Source organism: Agrobacterium sp. 22-209-1, assembly GCF_053522485.1.
Map to the genome: position 1 here is coordinate 310,668 of NZ_JBNWCH010000001.1, position 17,804 is coordinate 328,471.

Below are 17,804 nucleotides of genomic sequence, written 5' to 3' on the forward strand. Positions count from 1 at the left end.
TTGACCTCAACGGCGCATCAGCGATGCGCCTTACTTGGCTTCCGGGTTGGCTTGCGCCGTTTTCGTGGTTTCCGGCGCCGTGCGGGTATCGACATCGACAACGACGCTGAGGCCGGCGCGCAGATTGTGCTTTTCAAGGTCTTCCTTGGAGAAGACGATACGAACCGGCACGCGCTGGATGACCTTGGTGAAGTTGCCCGTCGCGTTTTCCGGCGGCAGCATGGAGAAAACCGAGCCTGAGCCGGGCGAGATCGACTGCACCGTGCCTTCGATGGTCGCATCGTCAAAAGCATCGACATGGACGCGAACCTTCGAACCCGGCACAACGCGGGCGAGCTGCGTTTCCTTGAAATTGGCGTCGATATAAAGCTCGTTCATCGGCACCAGCGACGCCAGGCGCTTGCCGACAGACACCAGATCGCCATTCTGCACCGCCAGATTACCGATGACGCCGTCATAGGGCGCCTTCAGAACCGTGAAGGACAGGTCACGGGCGGCCTTGTCACGCGAGAGCTGCAGCGAACGGATGGTGCTTTCGGCCTCCTCGCGCTGGGCACGCAGAAGTTCCACATTGGCCTTGGCCGAAGCGATGGCGGCATCGCCGGCCACGACATTCGCCTTGGCCTGATCAAGCGCGACCTGCGCATTGTCGGAGGCGGCGACCGTGCCGACATCCTTCGCCTGTAGCTCGCTCGCGCGCTTCTGGGTGATTTCAGCGCCGCGAAGGGCGGCATCCAGCGCGCCCTTCTGGGCAACCGCCTGTTCCAGTGCAGCTTCGCCGCCGATGATCTGCGCATCGATGCGCTTCAGCGACAGTTCTTCGGTGCGGATCTGCGCTTCGGCCTGCTCAAGGGCGATGCGGTAATCGCCGTCGTCCAGCGTCACCAGCGGATCGCCTGCCTTCACTTCCTGGTTCTCGACGACGTTCACCTTGGCGACGTAGCCGGAAACCTTCGGTGCGATGACGGCGATGTCGCCTTCGATATAGGCGTCGTCCGTCGACACAAGGAAGCGCCCGTCGGTCCACCAGTTATAACCATACCAGCCGGCACCGGCCAGCAGGGCGACGGCGATGACGGTGAGAAGTTTGGAACGCTTTTTCTGCTTCGGCGCAGCCGTCGTCTGAGCAGGCGGCGCGGCCGGAGCCTCGGCCGGCTTTGCGGGAGAGGTCTCGGCCTTGGCGGAGATATCCGCCTCTTCCGCATCGTTGACGGCGCGAACCGCGCTATTCTTCTGGGCCGACATGAGAGCTTACCGTGATAGATTGAAGAAAGTTTTTCGAACTGAACCGTTCGGTTCGATTGACATAATCTCTTTCCTGACACATATCAAGTGTTATCGAACCGATTGGTTCGACGTTCGGTTAATTTTTTTTACGCCATTGCAATGCTAAGAGGCGGTAGCGATGGCAGGTGAAGACAGGGATATGGAGACGGAAACGGAAACGGGCTGTCCGGGCAATGCCGCCGGGCGTTTTGCGGCGGGCGAAGACCCGGCCAAACGCGAGCAGATTCTGGCAGGTGCCTGGCGCGTGTTCAAGCGCAAGGGTTTCGATGCCGCCAGCATGAACGACATCACGCGCGAGGCGGGCGTTTCCAAGGGCACGATCTATGTCTATTTCTCCAACAAGGAGGACCTGTTCGCCGCGCTGGTCGATCACCATCGGCAGGAATTCGCCAACTCGATGCGCGATATTCTCGCCGGCACCGAAGAGGTACGCGACGGGCTGAGACAATTCGGCAAGGCCTTCGCCAACAAGATGATCTGTTCCGAGATGATCCCGGCCATGCGGTCGGTCATCGGCGTTATCGACCGCATGCCGAAATTGGCGCAGCGCTTCTTCATCGCCGCGCCCAACAATGTCCGCACCGTGCTCCAGGATTTTATCGAACATCATGTCGCGCTCGGCCATCTGCAGGTCGATGACGTGGAACTGGCCGCCCGGCAATATATCGAGCTTTCCACCGGCACCTTCTTCAAGCTGCGCCTGTTCGGCGAGATCGACGGCCCGGTTCCGGAAGAAGAGCTGGACCGGGTGATCGCCAGCGCCATTATGGTATTCATGGCCGCCTACGGAACCGACAAGGCCTGAAATCATTCAGCAACGGAAAATATGCCAATACGCGGACTGCGCGAAATTTCGATAAAATCCTGCGCTGTGGAGCCATCATTTCCTTGTTTCTCGCGTATTGCGCTATAAGTTCCACCCACCGAATGTTTCGGCTGGCCTTGTTGCTGAAAGGAAAAACGACCTGATGGAGTCCATTCTCCCTCTTTTATCTGACCCCGCCGCCTGGGTGGCGCTCGTCACGCTGATCGTCATGGAGGTCGTGCTCGGCATCGACAACCTGATCTTCATCTCCATCCTCACCAACAAGCTGCCGCCCGAACAGCGCGAAAAAGCCCGCAAGATCGGTATAGGCCTTGCGCTCATCATGCGCCTCGGCCTGCTCGGCACCGTCGCATGGATCGTGCAGCTCACCACGCCGGTCTTCGAAGTCTTTGGCCATGCTTTCTCGTGGAAGGACATGATTCTCATCGCCGGCGGTCTTTTCCTGATGTGGAAGGCCACGAAGGAAATTCACCACAATGTCGACCCGGAAGATCACAAGGAAGACATGGTGGGCGGCCCGGCGGCGATGAATTTCGGCGCCGCCATCGGCCAGATCCTACTGCTCGACCTCGTCTTCTCGGTAGACAGCATCATCACCGCCGTCGGCATGACACCGCATCTGCCGATCATGATCGTCGCGGTCATCGTGGCCGTCACCGTCATGCTGCTGGCCGCAACGCCGCTCGCCAACTTCATCGAGCGCAACCCCACCATCGTCATGCTGGCGCTCGCCTTCCTGATGATGATCGGCACAACGCTGATCGCCGAAGGCATGGGCTTCCATGTTCCGAAAGGCTACGTCTATGCCGCCATGGCGTTCTCGGCGCTGGTGGAACTGCTCAACATGCTCGCCCGCAATGCGAGGCGCAGGAAGAAGGCCAGCGCGGAAGAGGCGCATTGACGGCACTTCCTTTTGTCATGCCGGACCAGATCCCGCATATTTTCAGCCCAGGCCCTTGGGCTGAGAAAACTCTTCCCGCCGCGTGAGAGCCCCGGCGGCCGGATACCGGTGCAGGGCCGGCATGACGGAAAGGCAGGAATGGCCGTCTCCACTCCGGAACCGCTTCACTCCGGCTTGCGTTCTTTGATATCCTCGTCGATAGAGTCATTCTCCGCTTCTCCTTCGAAAGCATGAACCAGCATGACGACAGACCAGATCCTCGCCTTCACCGTCATCGCCGGCATGATGGTTGCGTTCATCTGGGACAGGCTGCGTTACGATGTCGTCGCCTGCAGTGCGCTGCTCGTGGCGGTGGTTCTTGGCGTCGTGCCTTTCGACAAGGCTTTCTCCGGGTTTTCGGATGATATCGTGATTATCGTCGGCAGCGCTCTGGTGGTCAGTTCGGCGGTGGCGCGATCAGGCGTCGTCGACATGACGATCAAGAAATATTTTCCCGAAATGCATTCGAAGAGCCTGCAACTTGCCTTCCTGATGATCGTCGTCGCGGTCATGTCAGCCTTCATCAAGAATATCGGCGCGCTCGCCATCATGATGCCGGTCGCTTTCCAGTTCGCCCGCAAGTCCGGCAGTCCGGTCTCTTATTATCTGATGCCCATGGCCTTCGCCGCACTCCTGGGCGGGCTGATGACGCAGATCGGCACCTCGCCCAATATCGTCGTCTCACGACTGCGCGAAGAAATGACCGGGCAGAGTTTTTCGATGTTCGACTTCACCCCCGTCGGAGCCGGCCTCACCGTCATCGGCATCATCTTCCTGACCTTCGGTTACCGGCTTCTGCCGGTGCGCAACCGCGAAAAGGCCTCTGTAGAGGATATTCTCGACCAAGCCTCCTATACGGCGGAAGCGACGCTGCCGGCGGACAGCAACTTTGCGGAAAAGCCGCTGCGCACGCTGCTGAAACAGGCCGATGGCGACGTGATTGCCAGCACGATCCTGCGCGGGCCGCGGCGCATCTCCCCCTTCCCCGACGTGAAGCTCAAAGCTGGCGACACTATTCTGCTCGAAGGCAGCCCAGAGGGGCTGGACCGCATCGTCTCCCAGGCAAAGTTGCAGCTCTCCGGCAAGCCGCTGATGGAGAACGGCCAGAAGACCGCCGATCTCATTTCCATGGAGGCCGTCATCAGCAATGAATCGGTGCTGAGCGGCATTTCCGCGCGCGAGCTTTCACTCTCTTATACGCGCGGCGTCAACCTGATCGCCGTCAGCCGGCGCGGCCAGCGTGTCAGCCAGCGGCTCTCCGAACTGACATTGCAGGCGGGCGATGTCGTTCTTCTACAGGGAAGCCGCAAGAACCTGCCGCAGGTGCTGCAGGAATTTTCGCTCTTACCGCTGGCGCAACGGGAAATCCTGCTGGGCGTGCAGCGCCGCGCGCTTTTGCCTGTCATCGTGCTTGCCGCCGCCATGATCGCTGCCGGCAGCGGGGTGGTGCCGGTCTCCGTCGCCTTTTTCGCAGCCGCCTTCCTAATGATCGTCGTCGGTGCGATCCCGCTGACCGAGGTCTATAAATCCATTGACGGACCGATCCTCGTCATGCTCGCCACCCTCATTCCCGTCAGCGACTCGCTCCGCACCACCGGCGCAAGCGAACTCATGGCCGCCTGGCTTGGCCAGGCCGCGCAGGGATTGCCGCCCTTTGCGGCGCTCGGCATGATCCTGCTCACAGCCATGGCGGTCACGCCCTTTCTCAACAATGCCGCCACCGTGCTGGTCATGGCCCCCATCGCCGCCGGTTTCGCCACCACACTCGGTTTCAAGCCAGAGGCCTTCCTGATGGCGGTGGCAATTGGCGCGGGTTGCGATTTCCTCACCCCCATCGGCCACCAGTGCAACACTCTGGTCATGGGCCCCGGCGGTTACCGCTTCAGCGACTATCCGCGGCTTGGCCTGCCGCTGTCGATCATGATCGTCATCGCCAGCATTCCCATGCTACTTTACGTCTGGCCCGTGAACTAGGACGCGAACCGGCATGCTGAACCAGGGCGGACCGCCGCCGTGCGAAGCCGCGTCGCCTTCGTATTTCCTTGACGCCTGCGGTAGAATATGGCCTAAGCCGAAGCCGAACGGGAATGTGTAAAAGACGCTTTCATTGTGCCTTCCGACATGATTTCCTGCCGCATCCAAACGAAAACAACGTGACAGACGGGTGAAGCCGCCCCGATTTCACTGCCACGTCACGACGAGTGAATTTCATGACCACTTCCGGCGTTCGCGTCCGCATTGCACCTTCCCCCACCGGCGAGCCGCATGTCGGCACCGCCTATATCGCCCTGTTCAACTATCTCTTCGCCAAGAAACACGGCGGCGAGTTCATCCTGCGCATTGAGGATACCGACGCCACCCGCTCGACCCTCGAATATGAGCAGAAGGTGCTGGAAGCCCTGCGCTGGACCGGCCTCACCTGGTCGGAAGGCCCCGATGTCGGCGGCCCTCACGGCCCCTACCGCCAGTCCGAGCGCAAGGCCATGTATTGGCCATATGCCGAAGAACTTCTCGAAAAAGGCCATGCCTTCCGCTGTTTCTGCACGCCCGAGCGGCTGGAGCAGATGCGCGAAGCCCAGCGCGCGGCCGGCAAGCCGCCGAAATATGACGGCCACTGCCTCAACCTGAAGGCCGAGGAGGTGACCGCCCGCGTTGCCGCCGGTGAAGCGAACGTCGTGCGCATGAAAATTCCGACCGAAGGGTCGTGCGATTTCCATGACGGCGTTTATGGCGACGTGTCGATCCCGTGGGATTCCGTCGACATGCAGGTGCTGATCAAGGCCGACGGCATGCCGACCTATCACATGGCCAATGTCATCGACGACCACCTGATGAAGATCAGCCATGTGGCGCGCGGCGAAGAATGGCTGGCATCTGTGCCCAAGCACATTCTGCTTTACCGTTATTTCGGCTGGCAGGAGCCGGTGTTCATGCATCTTTCGCTGATGCGCAACGCCGACAAGTCGAAGCTTTCCAAGCGGAAGAACCCGACCTCGATCTCCTATTATTCTGCGCTCGGTTACCTGCCGGAAGCGCTGATGAACTTCCTTGGCCTGTTTTTCATCCAGATCGCCGAGGGCGAAGAGCTTCTCACCATGGAAGAGCTCGCCGCAAAGTTCGACCCGGAGGCGCTTTCCAAAGCCGGCGCCATTTTCGACATCCAGAAACTGGACTGGCTGAACGGCCGCTGGCTGCGCGAAAAGCTCTCACCGGAAGAGTTCATTGCCCGCACACTGGAATGGGCGATGGAGAATTCCCGCCTGACCGAGGGCCTGAAGCTTGCCCAGAGCCGCGTTTCCAAGCTCGGTGAGCTGCCGAACCTTGCCGGCTTTCTGCTCGCAAGCGATGCTGGCCTGACGCCCGCTTCCTTTGCCGGGCTGAAGAGCAAGCCGGAGGAAATCCACGAAATCCTCACCACCGTTGCAGCAGACCTCGAAAAGATGCCTGATTGGAACGTGGAAGCCATCGAGGCCGAGCTGCGCGATGTGGCCGAACGCACCGGCAAGAAGCTGCGCGTCGTCACCCCGCCGCTGTTCGTCGCCATGTCCGGATCGTCGCGCTCGCTGCCGCTGTTTGACTCGATGGCGCTGCTTGGCCGCTCTGTGGTGCGCCAGCGCCTGAAGGCTGCGATTACCGTTGTGGCCACGATGGTTGGCAGCGGAAGCTGATAATTTGGTGTTGGCGTTCACGCCGGCATCCTGAAATATACCCCTCTGCTTGGGGTACCCCCCCTCTGCCCTGCCGGGCATCTCCCCCTCAAGGGGGGAGATCGACAAGCGGCTGACACCTTGCCCATGGAACGGGCGGGCGCGGCATCTGATCTCCCCCCTTGAGGGGGAGATGTCCGGCAGGACAGAGGGGGGTAAGCCCCGAGCGCAAAGGGTAACCGCAACGAACAAGCCCGCTTAAGGCAAAAAACATGACCGACACCAAGACCGAAACCACCGCCCTTTCCTCCGACGCGACAGAAGTGCGCCGCCAGAAACTTGCGCTGCTGCGCGAGCAGATCGGCGACGTCTATCCGGCGCATTTCCACCGCACGATGAGCAATGCCGAGCTGGCGGAAAAATATGCTGATATCGAAGCCGACGTCGAAACCGGCGATACGGTGACGGTGGCGGGACGCGTTTATTCCTCGCGCAATTCCGGCATGTTCATGGATATCCATGACGCCTCCGGCAAGGTGCAGATCTTCTCTCACAAGGATACGACGCCGGAAGCGGCTCGCAACCTGCTGCCGATGATCGATATCGGCGACATCATCGGCGTAACCGGCAAGGTGCGCCGCACCAAGCGCGGCGAACTGACAATCAACGCCGAAGAAATCACCATGCTGACCAAGTCGCTGCTACCGATGCCGGAGAAGTGGCACGGCGTCTCCGACATCGAGCTGCGTTACCGCAAGCGCCACCTCGACATCCTCTCTAACGAGGAATCCAAGCTGCGCTTCCTTCAGCGGTCGAAGATTCTCTCCGGCATCCGCCGTTTCATGGAAGCCGAAGGTTTCCTCGAAGTCGAGACGCCGATGTTGCAGACCGTTTATGGCGGTGCGACGGCTGATCCGTTCAAGACCTTCCACAACACGCTGAAGATGGACATGTACCTGCGCATTGCGCCGGAACTGTTCCTGAAGCGCACGCTGGTATCGGGCCTTTCCGACAAGGTGTTCGAAATCAACCGCAACTTCCGCAATGAAGGCGTCTCCACCCGGCACAATCCTGAATTCACCATGATGGAATGCTACTGGGCTTACGCTGATTACGAGGACATCATGGGTCTCGTTGAGCGGCTGTTCGAGACGCTCGCGATCTCGCTGCATGGCACCACCGAGGTGGAATTCCAGGGCCAGACGATCTCCTTCAAGGGCCCGTTCAAGCGCGTGCCGATGCCTGATGCGGTAAAGGAAGCAACCGGTATCGACTTCCTCGCCATCAAGACCGACGAAGAAGCCCGCGCTGCCGCCAAGGCTGCCGGTTTCGCCGTCGAGAAGGACTGGACCTGGGGCGAATGCCTTGCCTTCATCTTTGAAGAAAAGGTGGAAGGCACGCTGATCCAGCCGAGCCACGTCACCCATTTCCCGAAGGACATCTCGCCCTTCGCCAAGGAAGTGCCGGGCGAGCCGCGCCTCGTCGAGCGTTTTGAGAGCTATTGCAACGCCTGGGAAGTGGGCAATGCCTTCTCCGAACTCAACGACCCGGAAGAGCAGCGCCGCCGCATGGTGGAACAGCTGGAGCAGGCCCATGCCCGCGGCGAAAAGGACAAGCAGCTGGACGACGAGTTCCTCGACGCCATCGACCAGGGCATGCCCCCCGCCGGCGGCCTCGGCATCGGTGTCGATCGCCTGATCATGCTGCTCACCAACGCCCCGTCGATCCGCGACGTCATCCTATTCCCTGCCCGCCGCAACAAGGCGGATTGAGGGGATCAAGCCAGGCGGCCGAAAAGCCGCCTGCTTCAAATGAGAGTCTATGCCGTTTCGATCAATTTAAACCGGACAGCGATGGGACAGGCCCGACAATGACGGTCGAGTATAACGGACCAAGAGAGCGAGACAGCCTGGATGTCAAACAACATCCCATCGCGGCCGCTATCTTTAATGCCCCGGGGTCCCCACACCCGGCTCTTCCGCAGCGACATTCTCACTCGCTGCTGCCTTCTCCTCCGCCGCCTGCGCGGTCGTCGAGCCTTTTCCGAAGATCAGTGATTTCAGATAGGACAGGCTGAAGACGCTGCCGCCGCTGGCTTCCGGCGTCGAGGTCAGAAGTTCGTCGGCAGCCGGTTCGCCATGCGCTTCGGGAGACGTAGTTTCACCGTGGGGTTCGGGTGCCGTTTCGTCATGACCAGGCTCTTTCGGCGCAGCACCATGTTCCCCGCCGGCCTCACCCTTGTCTTCGCCGTGACCTGTGGCGGACTTGGTTTCGTGGCCGCCCGCTTCCGGCTCCGTGGCGGGCGTCGCGCAATCAGCCAAATCGCTGAGGCTTGCCGCCAGCGCCTCGGTATCTTCGAGCGGCAGATCGATGCGCAGGCCGTAAAACTGGCCGCTGCCATTCGCCGCGCCATCGTAATAAAAGGCGGAATAACGATGGGCATCCGCGCCTTCGGGAATCTTTGCCGGATCGGGAATGAAGACCACCTGCGCGGCAATGGCGCGGCCGCGCATTTCCGAACGCAGTTGCGGACCGTTCTGGTCCAGCACGGAAACCTGCACCAGATCGGGTTTCTGCTTGTCGTAAACCGCCCTTGCGACACGAAGCGCCGTCTTCAGCCGCTCTGCGCCGTCACCGCCCTGGGTGCGAATGAATTTGCGGACCCATAGGGAACCGTTCTTGCGGATATTGACCGTCTGGACCGCGTCGCAGGAAAGCCCGTTGGTAGAAACGTAGGATGGGCCGAGCAGCCGCTCGCTGCCGATAAAAACGGCAGCAGAGCCGGTCGCACCCGCCAAAAGCAGGATCCCGCCTCCAATCATAACGAGCTTGCGCGAAAACCGCATTCGTCCGAATACAGCTTTCACCCGCAACATCCTGACATCAAGTACCCCGTCTTATGCCCTCACCCCGAAACGTGGCTCGAAGAATGAGGAACACACGCGGGACAAGCTCCGGACCACGCTGTCCGAGCCTTGCGATAGTGCCGCTTTCTCATTGAAAAAAGTTTAATCCCATAGGCACAAGACCGGCAAAAACGCGCCAATTTCGGACATTTGCGAAATGCACTATTTTGCGAATGATTTGCAATAGCGTTGACAAGCGTGATTTTATAACAGATGGTATTGCGAATTAATCGCAACAAAATCTGGTGAGCCCCGTGAACTTCCATAAAATCCGCCACGCCATTTTCGCTTTTTCGCTTTTCCTTCCCGGTGCTGCCCTCGCTCAGGAAAAACCGACCGTCGTCACGACCTTCACCATCATCGCCGACATGGCGCGCAATGTGGCGGGCGATGCGGCCGAGGTGGAAAGCATCACCAAGCCGGGCGCTGAAATTCACAACTACCAGCCGACGCCGCGCGATATTCTCAAAGCCCGCAAGGCTGATCTGGTGCTTCGCAACGGCCTCAATCTGGAATTGTGGTTCGAAAAGTTCCTGGCCAACCTCTCCGGCGTGCCGAGCGTGACGGTGAGCGAAGGCGTGGAGCCCATGGCCATCAGCGGCGGGGCGTACCAGGGAAAACCCAATCCGCACGCCTGGATGTCCCCCGATAACGCCTTGATCTACGTGGAAAATATCCGCAAGGGCCTGACGGATATCGACCCTGCCCATGCGGATGTCTATGCCGCCAATGCCAAGGCCTATTCGGACAAGATCAGAGCCACCGTGCAGCCGATTCGCGACACGCTTTCCGTTCTGCCTGAAAACAAGCGCTGGCTGGTGACGAGCGAAGGCGCCTTTTCTTATCTCGCCCGTGATTTCGGCCTGAAGGAACTGTTCCTGTGGCCGGTCAATGCCGACAGCCAGGGCACACCGCAGCAGGTGCGCGGCGTGATCGACGCCATGCGCGAGCACAATATCCACGTTATCTTCAGCGAAAGCACGGTTTCCGCCGATCCCGCCCAGCAGGTGGCGAAGGAAACCGGCGCAGCCTATGGCGGCATCCTCTATGTGGACTCGCTGAGCGAGGCGGACGGCCCGGTTCCGACCTATCTGGACCTTCTGCGCGTCACCAGCGAAACCATCGCCAAGGGACTGTCTTCATGAGAATGGGCAGTAAAAAAGCCGGCGGCCTGACGGTTCAAAATGCGACAGTGACCTATCGAAACGGCCACACCGCATTAAGAAATGCCAGCTTTTCCATCCCCCGCGGAACGATCACTGCACTTGTCGGCGTCAATGGCGCCGGCAAGTCCACGATTTTCAAGGCGATCATGGGTTTCGTGCCTTTGGCCGCCGGTTCCGTCTCGATCTTCGACCTGCCGGTGAAGGAAGCGCTCAGAAAAAACCTTGTCGCTTATGTGCCACAGGCCGAGGAGGTGGACTGGAGCTTTCCGGTGCTGGTGGAGGACGTGGTGATGATGGGCCGTTATGGCCACATGAATTTCCTGCGCATCCCCTCGAAACGAGACCACCAGATGGTGGAAGAGGCGCTGAAACGCGTCAACATGCTCGATTATCGCAAGCGCCAGATCGGTGAACTATCCGGCGGGCAGAAGAAGCGGGTGTTTCTCGCCCGCGCGCTTGCGCAGGAGGGTCAGGTGATCCTGCTGGATGAGCCGTTCACCGGTGTCGATGTGACGACGGAAGAGCAGATCGTCGCGCTTCTGAAAGCACTGCGCGACGAGGGTCGGGTCATGCTGGTTTCCACCCATAATCTTGGCAGCGTGCCGGAATTCTGTGACCGCGCGGTCTTCGTCAAGGGCACGGTGCTGGCATCGGGCAAGACGGCGGACACCTTCAACGAGGAGAACCTGCAAAAGGCCTTCGGCGGCAGCCTGCGCCACTTCGTGCTTGGCGGGGCCGACCTGCATGACGACGCCGATCCTCGCCGGGTGAAGGTCATCACCGATGACGAGCGGCCCTTCGTGATCTATGGCAAGAACGGCCAGAACGGGCGCGATCCTGAGGCTCCGAAAGAAAAAGTCGATGATAAGCAGCCTTCTTGAGCCTTTCACTTATGGTTATATGTTGAACGCAATCTGGGTCAGCGCACTGGTGGGCGGAGTCTGCGGCTTTCTCTCCGCCTATCTGATGCTGAAGGGCTGGTCGCTGATCGGCGATGCGCTTTCCCATGCCATCGTCCCCGGTGTGGCCGGGGCCTATATGCTCGGCCTGCCCTTTTCGCTCGGCGCCTTTCTTTCCGGCGGGCTTGCAGCCGGTTCCATGCTGTTCCTGAACCAGAAGACGCGACTGAAGGAAGACGCGATCATCGGGCTGATCTTCACCTCGTTTTTCGGGCTTGGCCTGTTCATGGTCTCGCTCTCGCCCACTTCGGTGAATATACAGACCATCGTGCTCGGCAATATTCTCGCTATCACGGCGGAAGACACCATTCAGCTGGCGCTGATCGGCGGCATCAGCCTCATTGTGCTGGCGCTGAAATGGCGTGACTTCATGGTGGTGTTCTTCGATGAGAACCATGCCCGCACCGTGGGGCTGAAACCGGAAGTGCTGAAGGTGATCTTCTTCACCCTGCTGGCCGCATCGACGGTTGCCGCCCTGCAGACGGTCGGGGCTTTCCTCGTCGTTGCCATGGTGGTGACGCCGGGCGCCACCGCCTATCTCTTGACCGACCGTTTCGAGCGGCTGATCCTGATGAGCCTCATCATCGGCGCGGCCACCAGCTTCGTCGGCGCCTATCTCAGCTATTTCCTCGATGGCGCGACGGGCGGCGTCATCGTCGTGCTGCAGACGGCGATCTTCCTTGCCGCCTTCGTTTTTGCGCCCAAGCACGGGCTTCTCGCATCCCGCGCCAAGGCCCGCAAGGCACTGGAGGAAACGCCATGAGCGACACTCTCGAACTCGCCATCCTGCCGTTTCAGCTGCCCTTCATGCAATATGCCTTCATCATCACATTGATGATCGCCGTGCCAATGGCGATGCTCTCCTGTTTTCTGGTGCTGAAGGGCTGGTCGCTGATGGGGGACGCGGTCTCGCATGCCGTCCTTCCCGGCGTGGTGGTGGCCTATATCGTTGGCATACCGCTCTCCATCGGTGCTTTCATCGCCGGCATGATCTGCGCGCTCGGCACGGGTTTCATCAAGGAAAACAGCCGCATCAAGGAAGATACGGTGCTCGGCATCGTCTTCTCGGGAATGTTCGGTCTGGGGCTGGTGCTTTATGTGAAGGTGCAGAGCGATGTCCATCTCGATCATATCCTCTTCGGCGACATGCTCGGCATTGCGCCATCAGACATGTTGGAAACAGGGTTGATCGCACTTTTCGCCACGCTGTTCCTCGGCATCCTGCGCAAGGACCTGTTGGTCAACGCCTTCGATGCGCAGCACGCCAAAGCCATCGGCCTGCCGGTGCGTATCCTGCATTATGGTCTGTTGATGGTTCTGTCGCTCACCGTGGTCGGCGCGTTGAAGGCTGTGGGCATCATCCTTTCGGTCGCCATGCTGGTGGCGCCGGGCGCAATCGCCTTCCTGCTGACCCGGCGTTTTTCCGCCATGCTGCTGGTGGCGATTACGGTAGCGGTCGCCTCATCGCTTTCGGGCATATGGCTAAGTTTCCTGATCGACAGTGCGCCAGCTCCCACCATCGTCATGTTCATGAGCCTTGCTTTCGTTGCCACCTTCATCCGCACCACCTGGAAGGCCCGGCGGATCGATGCTGCGGGAGAGACAGGCTTCTAGAGCATCTCCGGTGAAAGCCGGTTCACCTGAAATGCTCTTTCTCTTTGCTTTTGCGCAGTCCGAACGCAAAACCGCTAACGCACTTTTGCTGGACATGCTCGAGAACAACGATTTTTGCGGGCGTGTGGAACATTTTCGCCTTTTGCGCGTCATTTTACTGAGCCAGTCGCGGGGCGTCAGGCTCGGGAAAATTATGCAAAAGGGGAAGCACCATGCTGAAGTGGGCTCTTATTTTCTTCGTGATTTCTTTGATCGCAGGCGTATTCGGCTTTACCGGAATTTCGGCGGCCGCAGCGGGCGTGGCCCGCATTCTGTTCTTCATCGCCGTGGTGATCTTCCTGGTCTTCCTCGTGCTTGCACTGATGGCCGGAAGCGCGGTCGTCTGAATGAAAAAAGGCGACCCGGTTTTACGCCGGTCGCCTCTCCTCTCTCCTTTAAAAAGATTCAGCCTGTCCAGCCACCGTCGATGACGTGAATCTGGCCGGTGGTGAAACCTGCCTCGTCGGAAGCGAGATAGGTAACAAGTGCGGCGATTTCTTCCGGCGTGGCGATGCGGCCCATCGGCTGGCGGGCGATGAAATCGGCCAGTGCCTGTTCGTAATTGCCAGTGGCGCGCAGGCGATCATGCAGGGACGGGCTGTCGACTGTGCCGGGGCAAATGGCGTTGCAGCGAATGCCCTTGGTGACGAAATCGGCGGCGATGGCCTTGGTGAGACCCACGACGGCCGCTTTGGAAGCGGTATAGGCGAAACGGTTGGGCACGCCCTTCACGCTTGAAGCAACCGACGACATGTTGACGATCGCGCCCTTGCCCTTTTCCAGCATGCCGGGCAGGAAGGCGCGGCAAGTGCGGTACATGGCCTTGGCATTGAGATCGAAGGAGAAATCCCAGTCTTTTTCTTCACAATCGAGAATGGTGCCGGAATGCACGAAGCCGGCGCAGTTGAACAGCACATCCGCATGGCCGATATCCGCGGCGAAATCCTTGACGCCATCACCATCAAGCACGTTCAGAACCCGGGTTTCCGCACCTTTAAGGGTGGAAAGCGCCTGCTCGTTGATATCGGTGGCGATGACGCGCGCGCCGAGCGATATGAAGCGCTCCGCCGTCGCCCGGCCGATACCCTGACCGGCGGCGGTGATCACCACTGTCCGGCCGTTAAAATCCTGCACCATGAATAGCCTCCCGCTAAGGCGCGCCCATCCGCCGTGGACTGGAACGCTGAATTTGAATGATCTCAAATATGGATCGACAATTCATATGTAAACGCGGTATTCATATGGCGTCAAGCAAACTTGCGCGGATGCGGGGTATCGGGCAACCATATTTTAACGTACCCCGCGGGGCGCACACACGAACCATCATCGAGGCCAGATGACCGACGAAGACAGCGAAAGATATCGCGCTCCCGCCCTCGACAAGGGTCTAGACATTCTCGAACTTCTGGCCCGCACCGATGGCGGGCTGACACAGATCGAGATCGCCAAGTCTATCGGTAAAAGCCCGAACGAGCTTTATCGCATGCTGGACCGGCTGGTGCGCCGCGGCTACGTACAGCGGCTTGACGGCGACCGGTTCTCGCTTACGCTGAAGATGTTCGGGCTCGCCCATTTCCATGCACCGATACGCCGGCTGGTCTCTTTCGCCGCACCCGTCATGCGTGATTTTTCGGCGAGCGCCGAGCAGGCCTGTCATCTGGCCGTTTATGACCGCGGCAGCGTCGTCGTCATCGCCCAGCAGGAATCCGCCACCTACTGGGCCATGTCCATGCGGGTCGGCGCGCAGATGAGCCTGTTCCACACCGGCTCCGGCCATGTGCTTCTGGCCTTCCAGACCGAGGCGCAGCGCCAGATCATGATAACCGAACAGGTGCGCGGCAGCGGCGAAACCGTGCCGCCGGATCTCGCCGGGCGGCTGGCGGAGGTGCGCAAAAACGGTTTCGAATCCATGGACAGCCTTCAGACCGCCGGCGTGCGCAATATATCCGCACCGGTGCTGACGCTGGACGGGACGGCGCTCGCCGTCATCACCTGCCCCTATATCACGCCGCTCGGCGGCAAGGCCCCGACACGCGAGGCCTGTGAAGCGCTGATCTGCGAGGCGGCAAAACGGATTTCCGAAGTGGCTACCGGAAATGGAAACTCCTGAAACCCACAAAAAAACGCGACCGGCAGGGACCCGATCGCGCTTTGAGTGACTGGAGATTTATATCTCTTAAACGTCAGGGGAACGTGGATGGTTCCCCCTTTTTGTATCAGGCCGCAGCCAGCGTCAGTTCCTTGCGGACCATTTCGCGCAGCGTCACCAGATCCTTGGCGAACAGGCGGATGCCTTCCGAGAGCTTCTCGGTGGCCATCGCGTCTTCGTTGAGCGCCCAGCGGAATGCCTTTTCGTCAAGCGACTGTAGCGGCTCTGCCTTGATGTTGTCGGCCGAAAGCTTGCGCTCCAGCTTGCCGCTGTCCTTGTCCAACTCTTCCAGCAGCGCCGGGCTGATCGTCAGGCGGTCGCAACCGGCCAGCGCCTCGATTTCGCCGACATTGCGGAAGGATGCGCCCATGACGACCGTGCTGATGCCATTGGCCTTGTAATAATTGTAGATGCTGCGCACCGAAACGACGCCCGGATCGGTTTCGGCGGTGTAGGTCTCACCGGTGGACTTCTTGTACCAGTCGAGAATACGGCCGACGAAGGGCGAGATGAGGAACACCTTGGCTTCGGCGCAGGCAATCGCCTGTGCCTGCGAGAACAGCAGGGTAAGGTTGCAGTCGATGCCTTCGGACTGGAGAACCTCGGCAGCCTTGATGCCTTCCCAGGTGGAGGCGAGCTTGATGAGGATGCGTTCACGCTCGATGCCGCGCTCCTTATAGGCCGCGATGATGTGGCGCGCCTTGGTGATGGAGGCTTCCGTATCAAAGGAAAGGTCGGCATCGACTTCGGTCGAAACGCGGCCCGGAACGAGGCCGGCAAGGGCCGCGCCCACCGAAATGGCAAGGCGGTCGGCAACGGCGGCAACCACGGCGTCGGACTGGCCGCCCTGCTTCTTGCCCCATGCCACGGCTTCCTTCACCGCGTCGGCGAAGGCTGGCGTGCCAAGCGCTTTGAGAACGATGGTCGGGTTGGTGGTGCAATCCACCGGCTTCAGGCGCGCTACAGCCTCGATGTCACCAGTATCGGCAACAACAGTGGTGATGGCGCGCAGTTGTTCGAGTTTGGACGTCATGGCGAATGATCCTTCATGATCTCTGGTAAACTTGCTCAGCCGTCATTTCGTTCCCGCACCATGGGTGCGCCCAAGGCCGAAATCGCGGTTTGTCCGGCTCCGACTATCGCAAGCGGCGCGGTCGAAAGTCAAGACATTTGCGCATCGCAATTGACATAAGTTTCACGCCTGCGATACTCCGCAAACATAAAGAATGGCGGAAACCGTGGCAAAACTGAGAAGAGAAACCCATACGGCCTATTCGGAAGCGGCGTCTCTGCGGCTGCGCGCCGCATGGCTCTATTATAATCAGGGCATGACGCAAAAGGATGTCGCCGAAAAACTGGGTATCAGCCGCTCCACCGTCATCCGCCTGCTCGATGAAGCGATGAAGCGCTCCGAAGTGCAGATATGGATCAATGAAGGGATCGAGGATTTCGTCGCGCTGGCCGGCCAGCTGGAGGCAGCCTACGGGCTGGACGAGGCCGTCATCATCCCTTCGCCCGACCCGTCTCCCGCCGGCCCATCTGCCACCAGCAAGACAAGCGCGGAAGGCACCGCCAAGGCCGTCGGCCTCGCACTCGGGCAATTCCTCTCCGAAGCGGTGCCGAACGGCGCCACCATCGGCGTCGGCTGGGGCCGCACCATGACCGCCTCGCTCTCCAGCTTTCGCCCGCCGCGGCGGGAAAACTGCAAGGTCGTCTCCCTGCTGGGCGGTATCGTCGCCGTGCACCAGACCAATCCGCTCGATTACACCTGGCGGCTGGCAAGCGCGCTCGGGGCGGAATGTTACATGTTCCTCGCGCCGCTTTTGGTGGATTCCGTCGAGACCAAACGGGCGCTGATCGAAAAATGCGGGCTCGCCACCCTTTACGATCTCGCCGAAACGCTCGATCTCGCCATCGTCTCCTGCGGCGATATCGGTCCGCATTCGACCTCTTTGTCGGAAGGTTTCATTTCCAAGGCGACGCTTCAAGAACTCATCGACGCCGGCTGCGTCTGCGACACCATGTTCAATTTCATCGACGCCGAGGGCCGCTCGGTCGATCACCCGATCAACCAGCGCGCCATGGCAATCGATCTCGACACGCTGCGCAAGGCCAAACATATCGTACTCGCCTCCGGCGGTGCCCACCGCGCCATCGCGATCCGCGCCACCATCAAGCGTATCGGGTGCAATACGCTGATAACAGACGAGGCGGCGGCACGAGCGTTGATGGAGCTGGTTTAGGTGTTGTCGGGCCATTCACGGACAATAT

General features: G+C 60.0%; 16 protein-coding genes. 12 read left to right on the plus strand and 4 right to left on the minus strand.

Translation table 11 applies throughout. The features are described from left to right. Positions 1–30: 30 nt before the first annotated feature. Positions 31–1,245, minus strand: coding sequence for an HlyD family secretion protein (locus ACQZ48_RS01375; RefSeq protein ID WP_448728408.1), 1,215 nt, complete (start codon positions 1,243–1,245; stop codon positions 31–33). 160 nt (positions 1,246–1,405) lie between these two features. On the opposite strand from ACQZ48_RS01375, the gene ACQZ48_RS01380 reads away from it, so the two are divergent. The 5 genes from ACQZ48_RS01380 (at position 1,406) to lysS (ending at position 8,472) form a co-directional block, all read left to right on the plus strand. After that, on the plus strand, positions 1,406–2,092 hold the full coding sequence (locus ACQZ48_RS01380) for a TetR/AcrR family transcriptional regulator (protein ID WP_137411602.1): 687 nt from the start codon (positions 1,406–1,408) through the stop codon (positions 2,090–2,092). Between the two features lie 163 nt (positions 2,093–2,255). Further along, entirely contained in the window at positions 2,256–3,014 is a 759-nt protein-coding gene (locus tag ACQZ48_RS01385) for a TerC family protein (RefSeq protein ID WP_077985298.1), read from the plus strand. A 240-nt stretch (positions 3,015–3,254) separates the two neighbouring features. Further along, positions 3,255–5,027 carry an SLC13 family permease gene (locus ACQZ48_RS01390; protein ID WP_077985021.1) on the plus strand — a complete coding sequence of 591 codons (1,773 nt, stop codon included), beginning with the start codon at positions 3,255–3,257 and terminating at the stop codon, positions 5,025–5,027. A 236-nt stretch (positions 5,028–5,263) separates the two neighbouring features. Continuing rightward, entirely contained in the window at positions 5,264–6,721 is a 1,458-nt protein-coding gene (gene gltX, locus ACQZ48_RS01395; protein ID WP_269823563.1) for a glutamate--tRNA ligase, read from the plus strand. A gap of 251 nt (positions 6,722–6,972) precedes the next feature. Then, entirely contained in the window at positions 6,973–8,472 is a 1,500-nt protein-coding gene (gene lysS / locus ACQZ48_RS01400; protein WP_004445220.1) for a lysine--tRNA ligase, read from the plus strand. A 174-nt stretch (positions 8,473–8,646) separates the two neighbouring features. Here lysS and ACQZ48_RS01405 read toward each other — a convergent pair whose 3' ends face one another. Further along, complete coding sequence (locus ACQZ48_RS01405; RefSeq protein WP_448728409.1) at positions 8,647–9,576, minus strand: hypothetical protein; 930 nt, start codon at positions 9,574–9,576, stop codon at positions 8,647–8,649. Positions 9,577–9,860: 284 nt separating this feature from the next. Here ACQZ48_RS01405 and ACQZ48_RS01410 point away from each other — a divergent pair, with 284 nt between their 5' ends. The 5 genes from ACQZ48_RS01410 to ACQZ48_RS01430 all read left to right on the plus strand — a co-directional run bounded on the left by ACQZ48_RS01410 (position 9,861) and on the right by ACQZ48_RS01430 (position 13,731). Then, positions 9,861–10,751 carry a metal ABC transporter substrate-binding protein gene (locus tag ACQZ48_RS01410; RefSeq protein WP_165691337.1) on the plus strand — a complete coding sequence of 297 codons (891 nt, stop codon included), beginning with the start codon at positions 9,861–9,863 and terminating at the stop codon, positions 10,749–10,751. Further along, positions 10,748–11,653 (plus strand): manganese/iron ABC transporter ATP-binding protein, encoded by a 906-nt coding sequence (locus ACQZ48_RS01415; RefSeq protein WP_165691338.1) that lies wholly within the window; start codon positions 10,748–10,750, stop codon positions 11,651–11,653. Before ACQZ48_RS01410 ends, ACQZ48_RS01415 begins: the two co-directional genes overlap by 4 nt. Continuing rightward, positions 11,634–12,494, plus strand: coding sequence for a metal ABC transporter permease (locus ACQZ48_RS01420; protein WP_137411597.1), 861 nt, complete (start codon positions 11,634–11,636; stop codon positions 12,492–12,494). The genes ACQZ48_RS01415 and ACQZ48_RS01420 overlap by 20 nt, the downstream gene beginning before the upstream one ends. Beyond that, entirely contained in the window at positions 12,491–13,345 is an 855-nt protein-coding gene (locus ACQZ48_RS01425) for a metal ABC transporter permease (protein ID WP_448728410.1), read from the plus strand. The genes ACQZ48_RS01420 and ACQZ48_RS01425 overlap by 4 nt, the downstream gene beginning before the upstream one ends. A gap of 212 nt (positions 13,346–13,557) precedes the next feature. Then, positions 13,558–13,731 (plus strand): DUF1328 domain-containing protein, encoded by a 174-nt coding sequence (locus ACQZ48_RS01430; RefSeq protein WP_003499086.1) that lies wholly within the window; start codon positions 13,558–13,560, stop codon positions 13,729–13,731. Between the two features lie 58 nt (positions 13,732–13,789). Here ACQZ48_RS01430 and ACQZ48_RS01435 read toward each other — a convergent pair whose 3' ends face one another. Beyond that, positions 13,790–14,521, minus strand: a complete 732-nt coding sequence (locus ACQZ48_RS01435) for an SDR family oxidoreductase (protein WP_003499083.1) — start codon at positions 14,519–14,521, stop codon at positions 13,790–13,792. 199 nt (positions 14,522–14,720) lie between these two features. On the opposite strand from ACQZ48_RS01435, the gene ACQZ48_RS01440 reads away from it, so the two are divergent. Next, positions 14,721–15,494 carry an IclR family transcriptional regulator gene (locus ACQZ48_RS01440; protein WP_077985028.1) on the plus strand — a complete coding sequence of 258 codons (774 nt, stop codon included), beginning with the start codon at positions 14,721–14,723 and terminating at the stop codon, positions 15,492–15,494. Positions 15,495–15,600: 106 nt separating this feature from the next. Here the strand turns inward: ACQZ48_RS01440 and tal are convergent, their stop codons facing one another. Continuing rightward, the gene (tal, locus tag ACQZ48_RS01445; protein ID WP_173990776.1) at positions 15,601–16,566 is read right to left on the minus strand and encodes a transaldolase; all 966 of its coding nucleotides are present in this window, start codon (positions 16,564–16,566) and stop codon (positions 15,601–15,603) included. A 205-nt stretch (positions 16,567–16,771) separates the two neighbouring features. On the opposite strand from tal, the gene ACQZ48_RS01450 reads away from it, so the two are divergent. Next, positions 16,772–17,776, plus strand: a complete 1,005-nt coding sequence (locus tag ACQZ48_RS01450) for a sugar-binding transcriptional regulator (protein ID WP_448728411.1) — start codon at positions 16,772–16,774, stop codon at positions 17,774–17,776. Positions 17,777–17,804: the final 28 nt, after the last annotated feature.

Excerpts from the sequence above, each read along its gene's own strand:
- ACQZ48_RS01375 (WP_448728408.1), bottom strand. The coding sequence starts at position 1,245 with ATGTCGGCCCAGAAGAATAGCGCGGTTCGCGCCGTCAACGATGCGGAA.
- ACQZ48_RS01380 (WP_137411602.1), top strand. The coding sequence starts at position 1,406 with ATGGCAGGTGAAGACAGGGATATGGAGACGGAAACGGAAACGGGCTGT.
- ACQZ48_RS01385 (WP_077985298.1), top strand. The coding sequence starts at position 2,256 with ATGGAGTCCATTCTCCCTCTTTTATCTGACCCCGCCGCCTGGGTGGCG.
- ACQZ48_RS01390 (WP_077985021.1), top strand. The coding sequence starts at position 3,255 with ATGACGACAGACCAGATCCTCGCCTTCACCGTCATCGCCGGCATGATG.
- gltX (WP_269823563.1), top strand. The coding sequence starts at position 5,264 with ATGACCACTTCCGGCGTTCGCGTCCGCATTGCACCTTCCCCCACCGGC.
- lysS (WP_004445220.1), top strand. The coding sequence starts at position 6,973 with ATGACCGACACCAAGACCGAAACCACCGCCCTTTCCTCCGACGCGACA.
- ACQZ48_RS01405 (WP_448728409.1), bottom strand. The coding sequence starts at position 9,576 with ATGTTGCGGGTGAAAGCTGTATTCGGACGAATGCGGTTTTCGCGCAAG.
- ACQZ48_RS01415 (WP_165691338.1), top strand. The coding sequence starts at position 10,748 with ATGAGAATGGGCAGTAAAAAAGCCGGCGGCCTGACGGTTCAAAATGCG.
- ACQZ48_RS01420 (WP_137411597.1), top strand. The coding sequence starts at position 11,634 with ATGATAAGCAGCCTTCTTGAGCCTTTCACTTATGGTTATATGTTGAAC.
- ACQZ48_RS01425 (WP_448728410.1), top strand. The coding sequence starts at position 12,491 with ATGAGCGACACTCTCGAACTCGCCATCCTGCCGTTTCAGCTGCCCTTC.
- ACQZ48_RS01430 (WP_003499086.1), top strand. The coding sequence starts at position 13,558 with ATGCTGAAGTGGGCTCTTATTTTCTTCGTGATTTCTTTGATCGCAGGC.
- ACQZ48_RS01435 (WP_003499083.1), bottom strand. The coding sequence starts at position 14,521 with ATGGTGCAGGATTTTAACGGCCGGACAGTGGTGATCACCGCCGCCGGT.
- ACQZ48_RS01440 (WP_077985028.1), top strand. The coding sequence starts at position 14,721 with ATGACCGACGAAGACAGCGAAAGATATCGCGCTCCCGCCCTCGACAAG.
- tal (WP_173990776.1), bottom strand. The coding sequence starts at position 16,566 with ATGACGTCCAAACTCGAACAACTGCGCGCCATCACCACTGTTGTTGCC.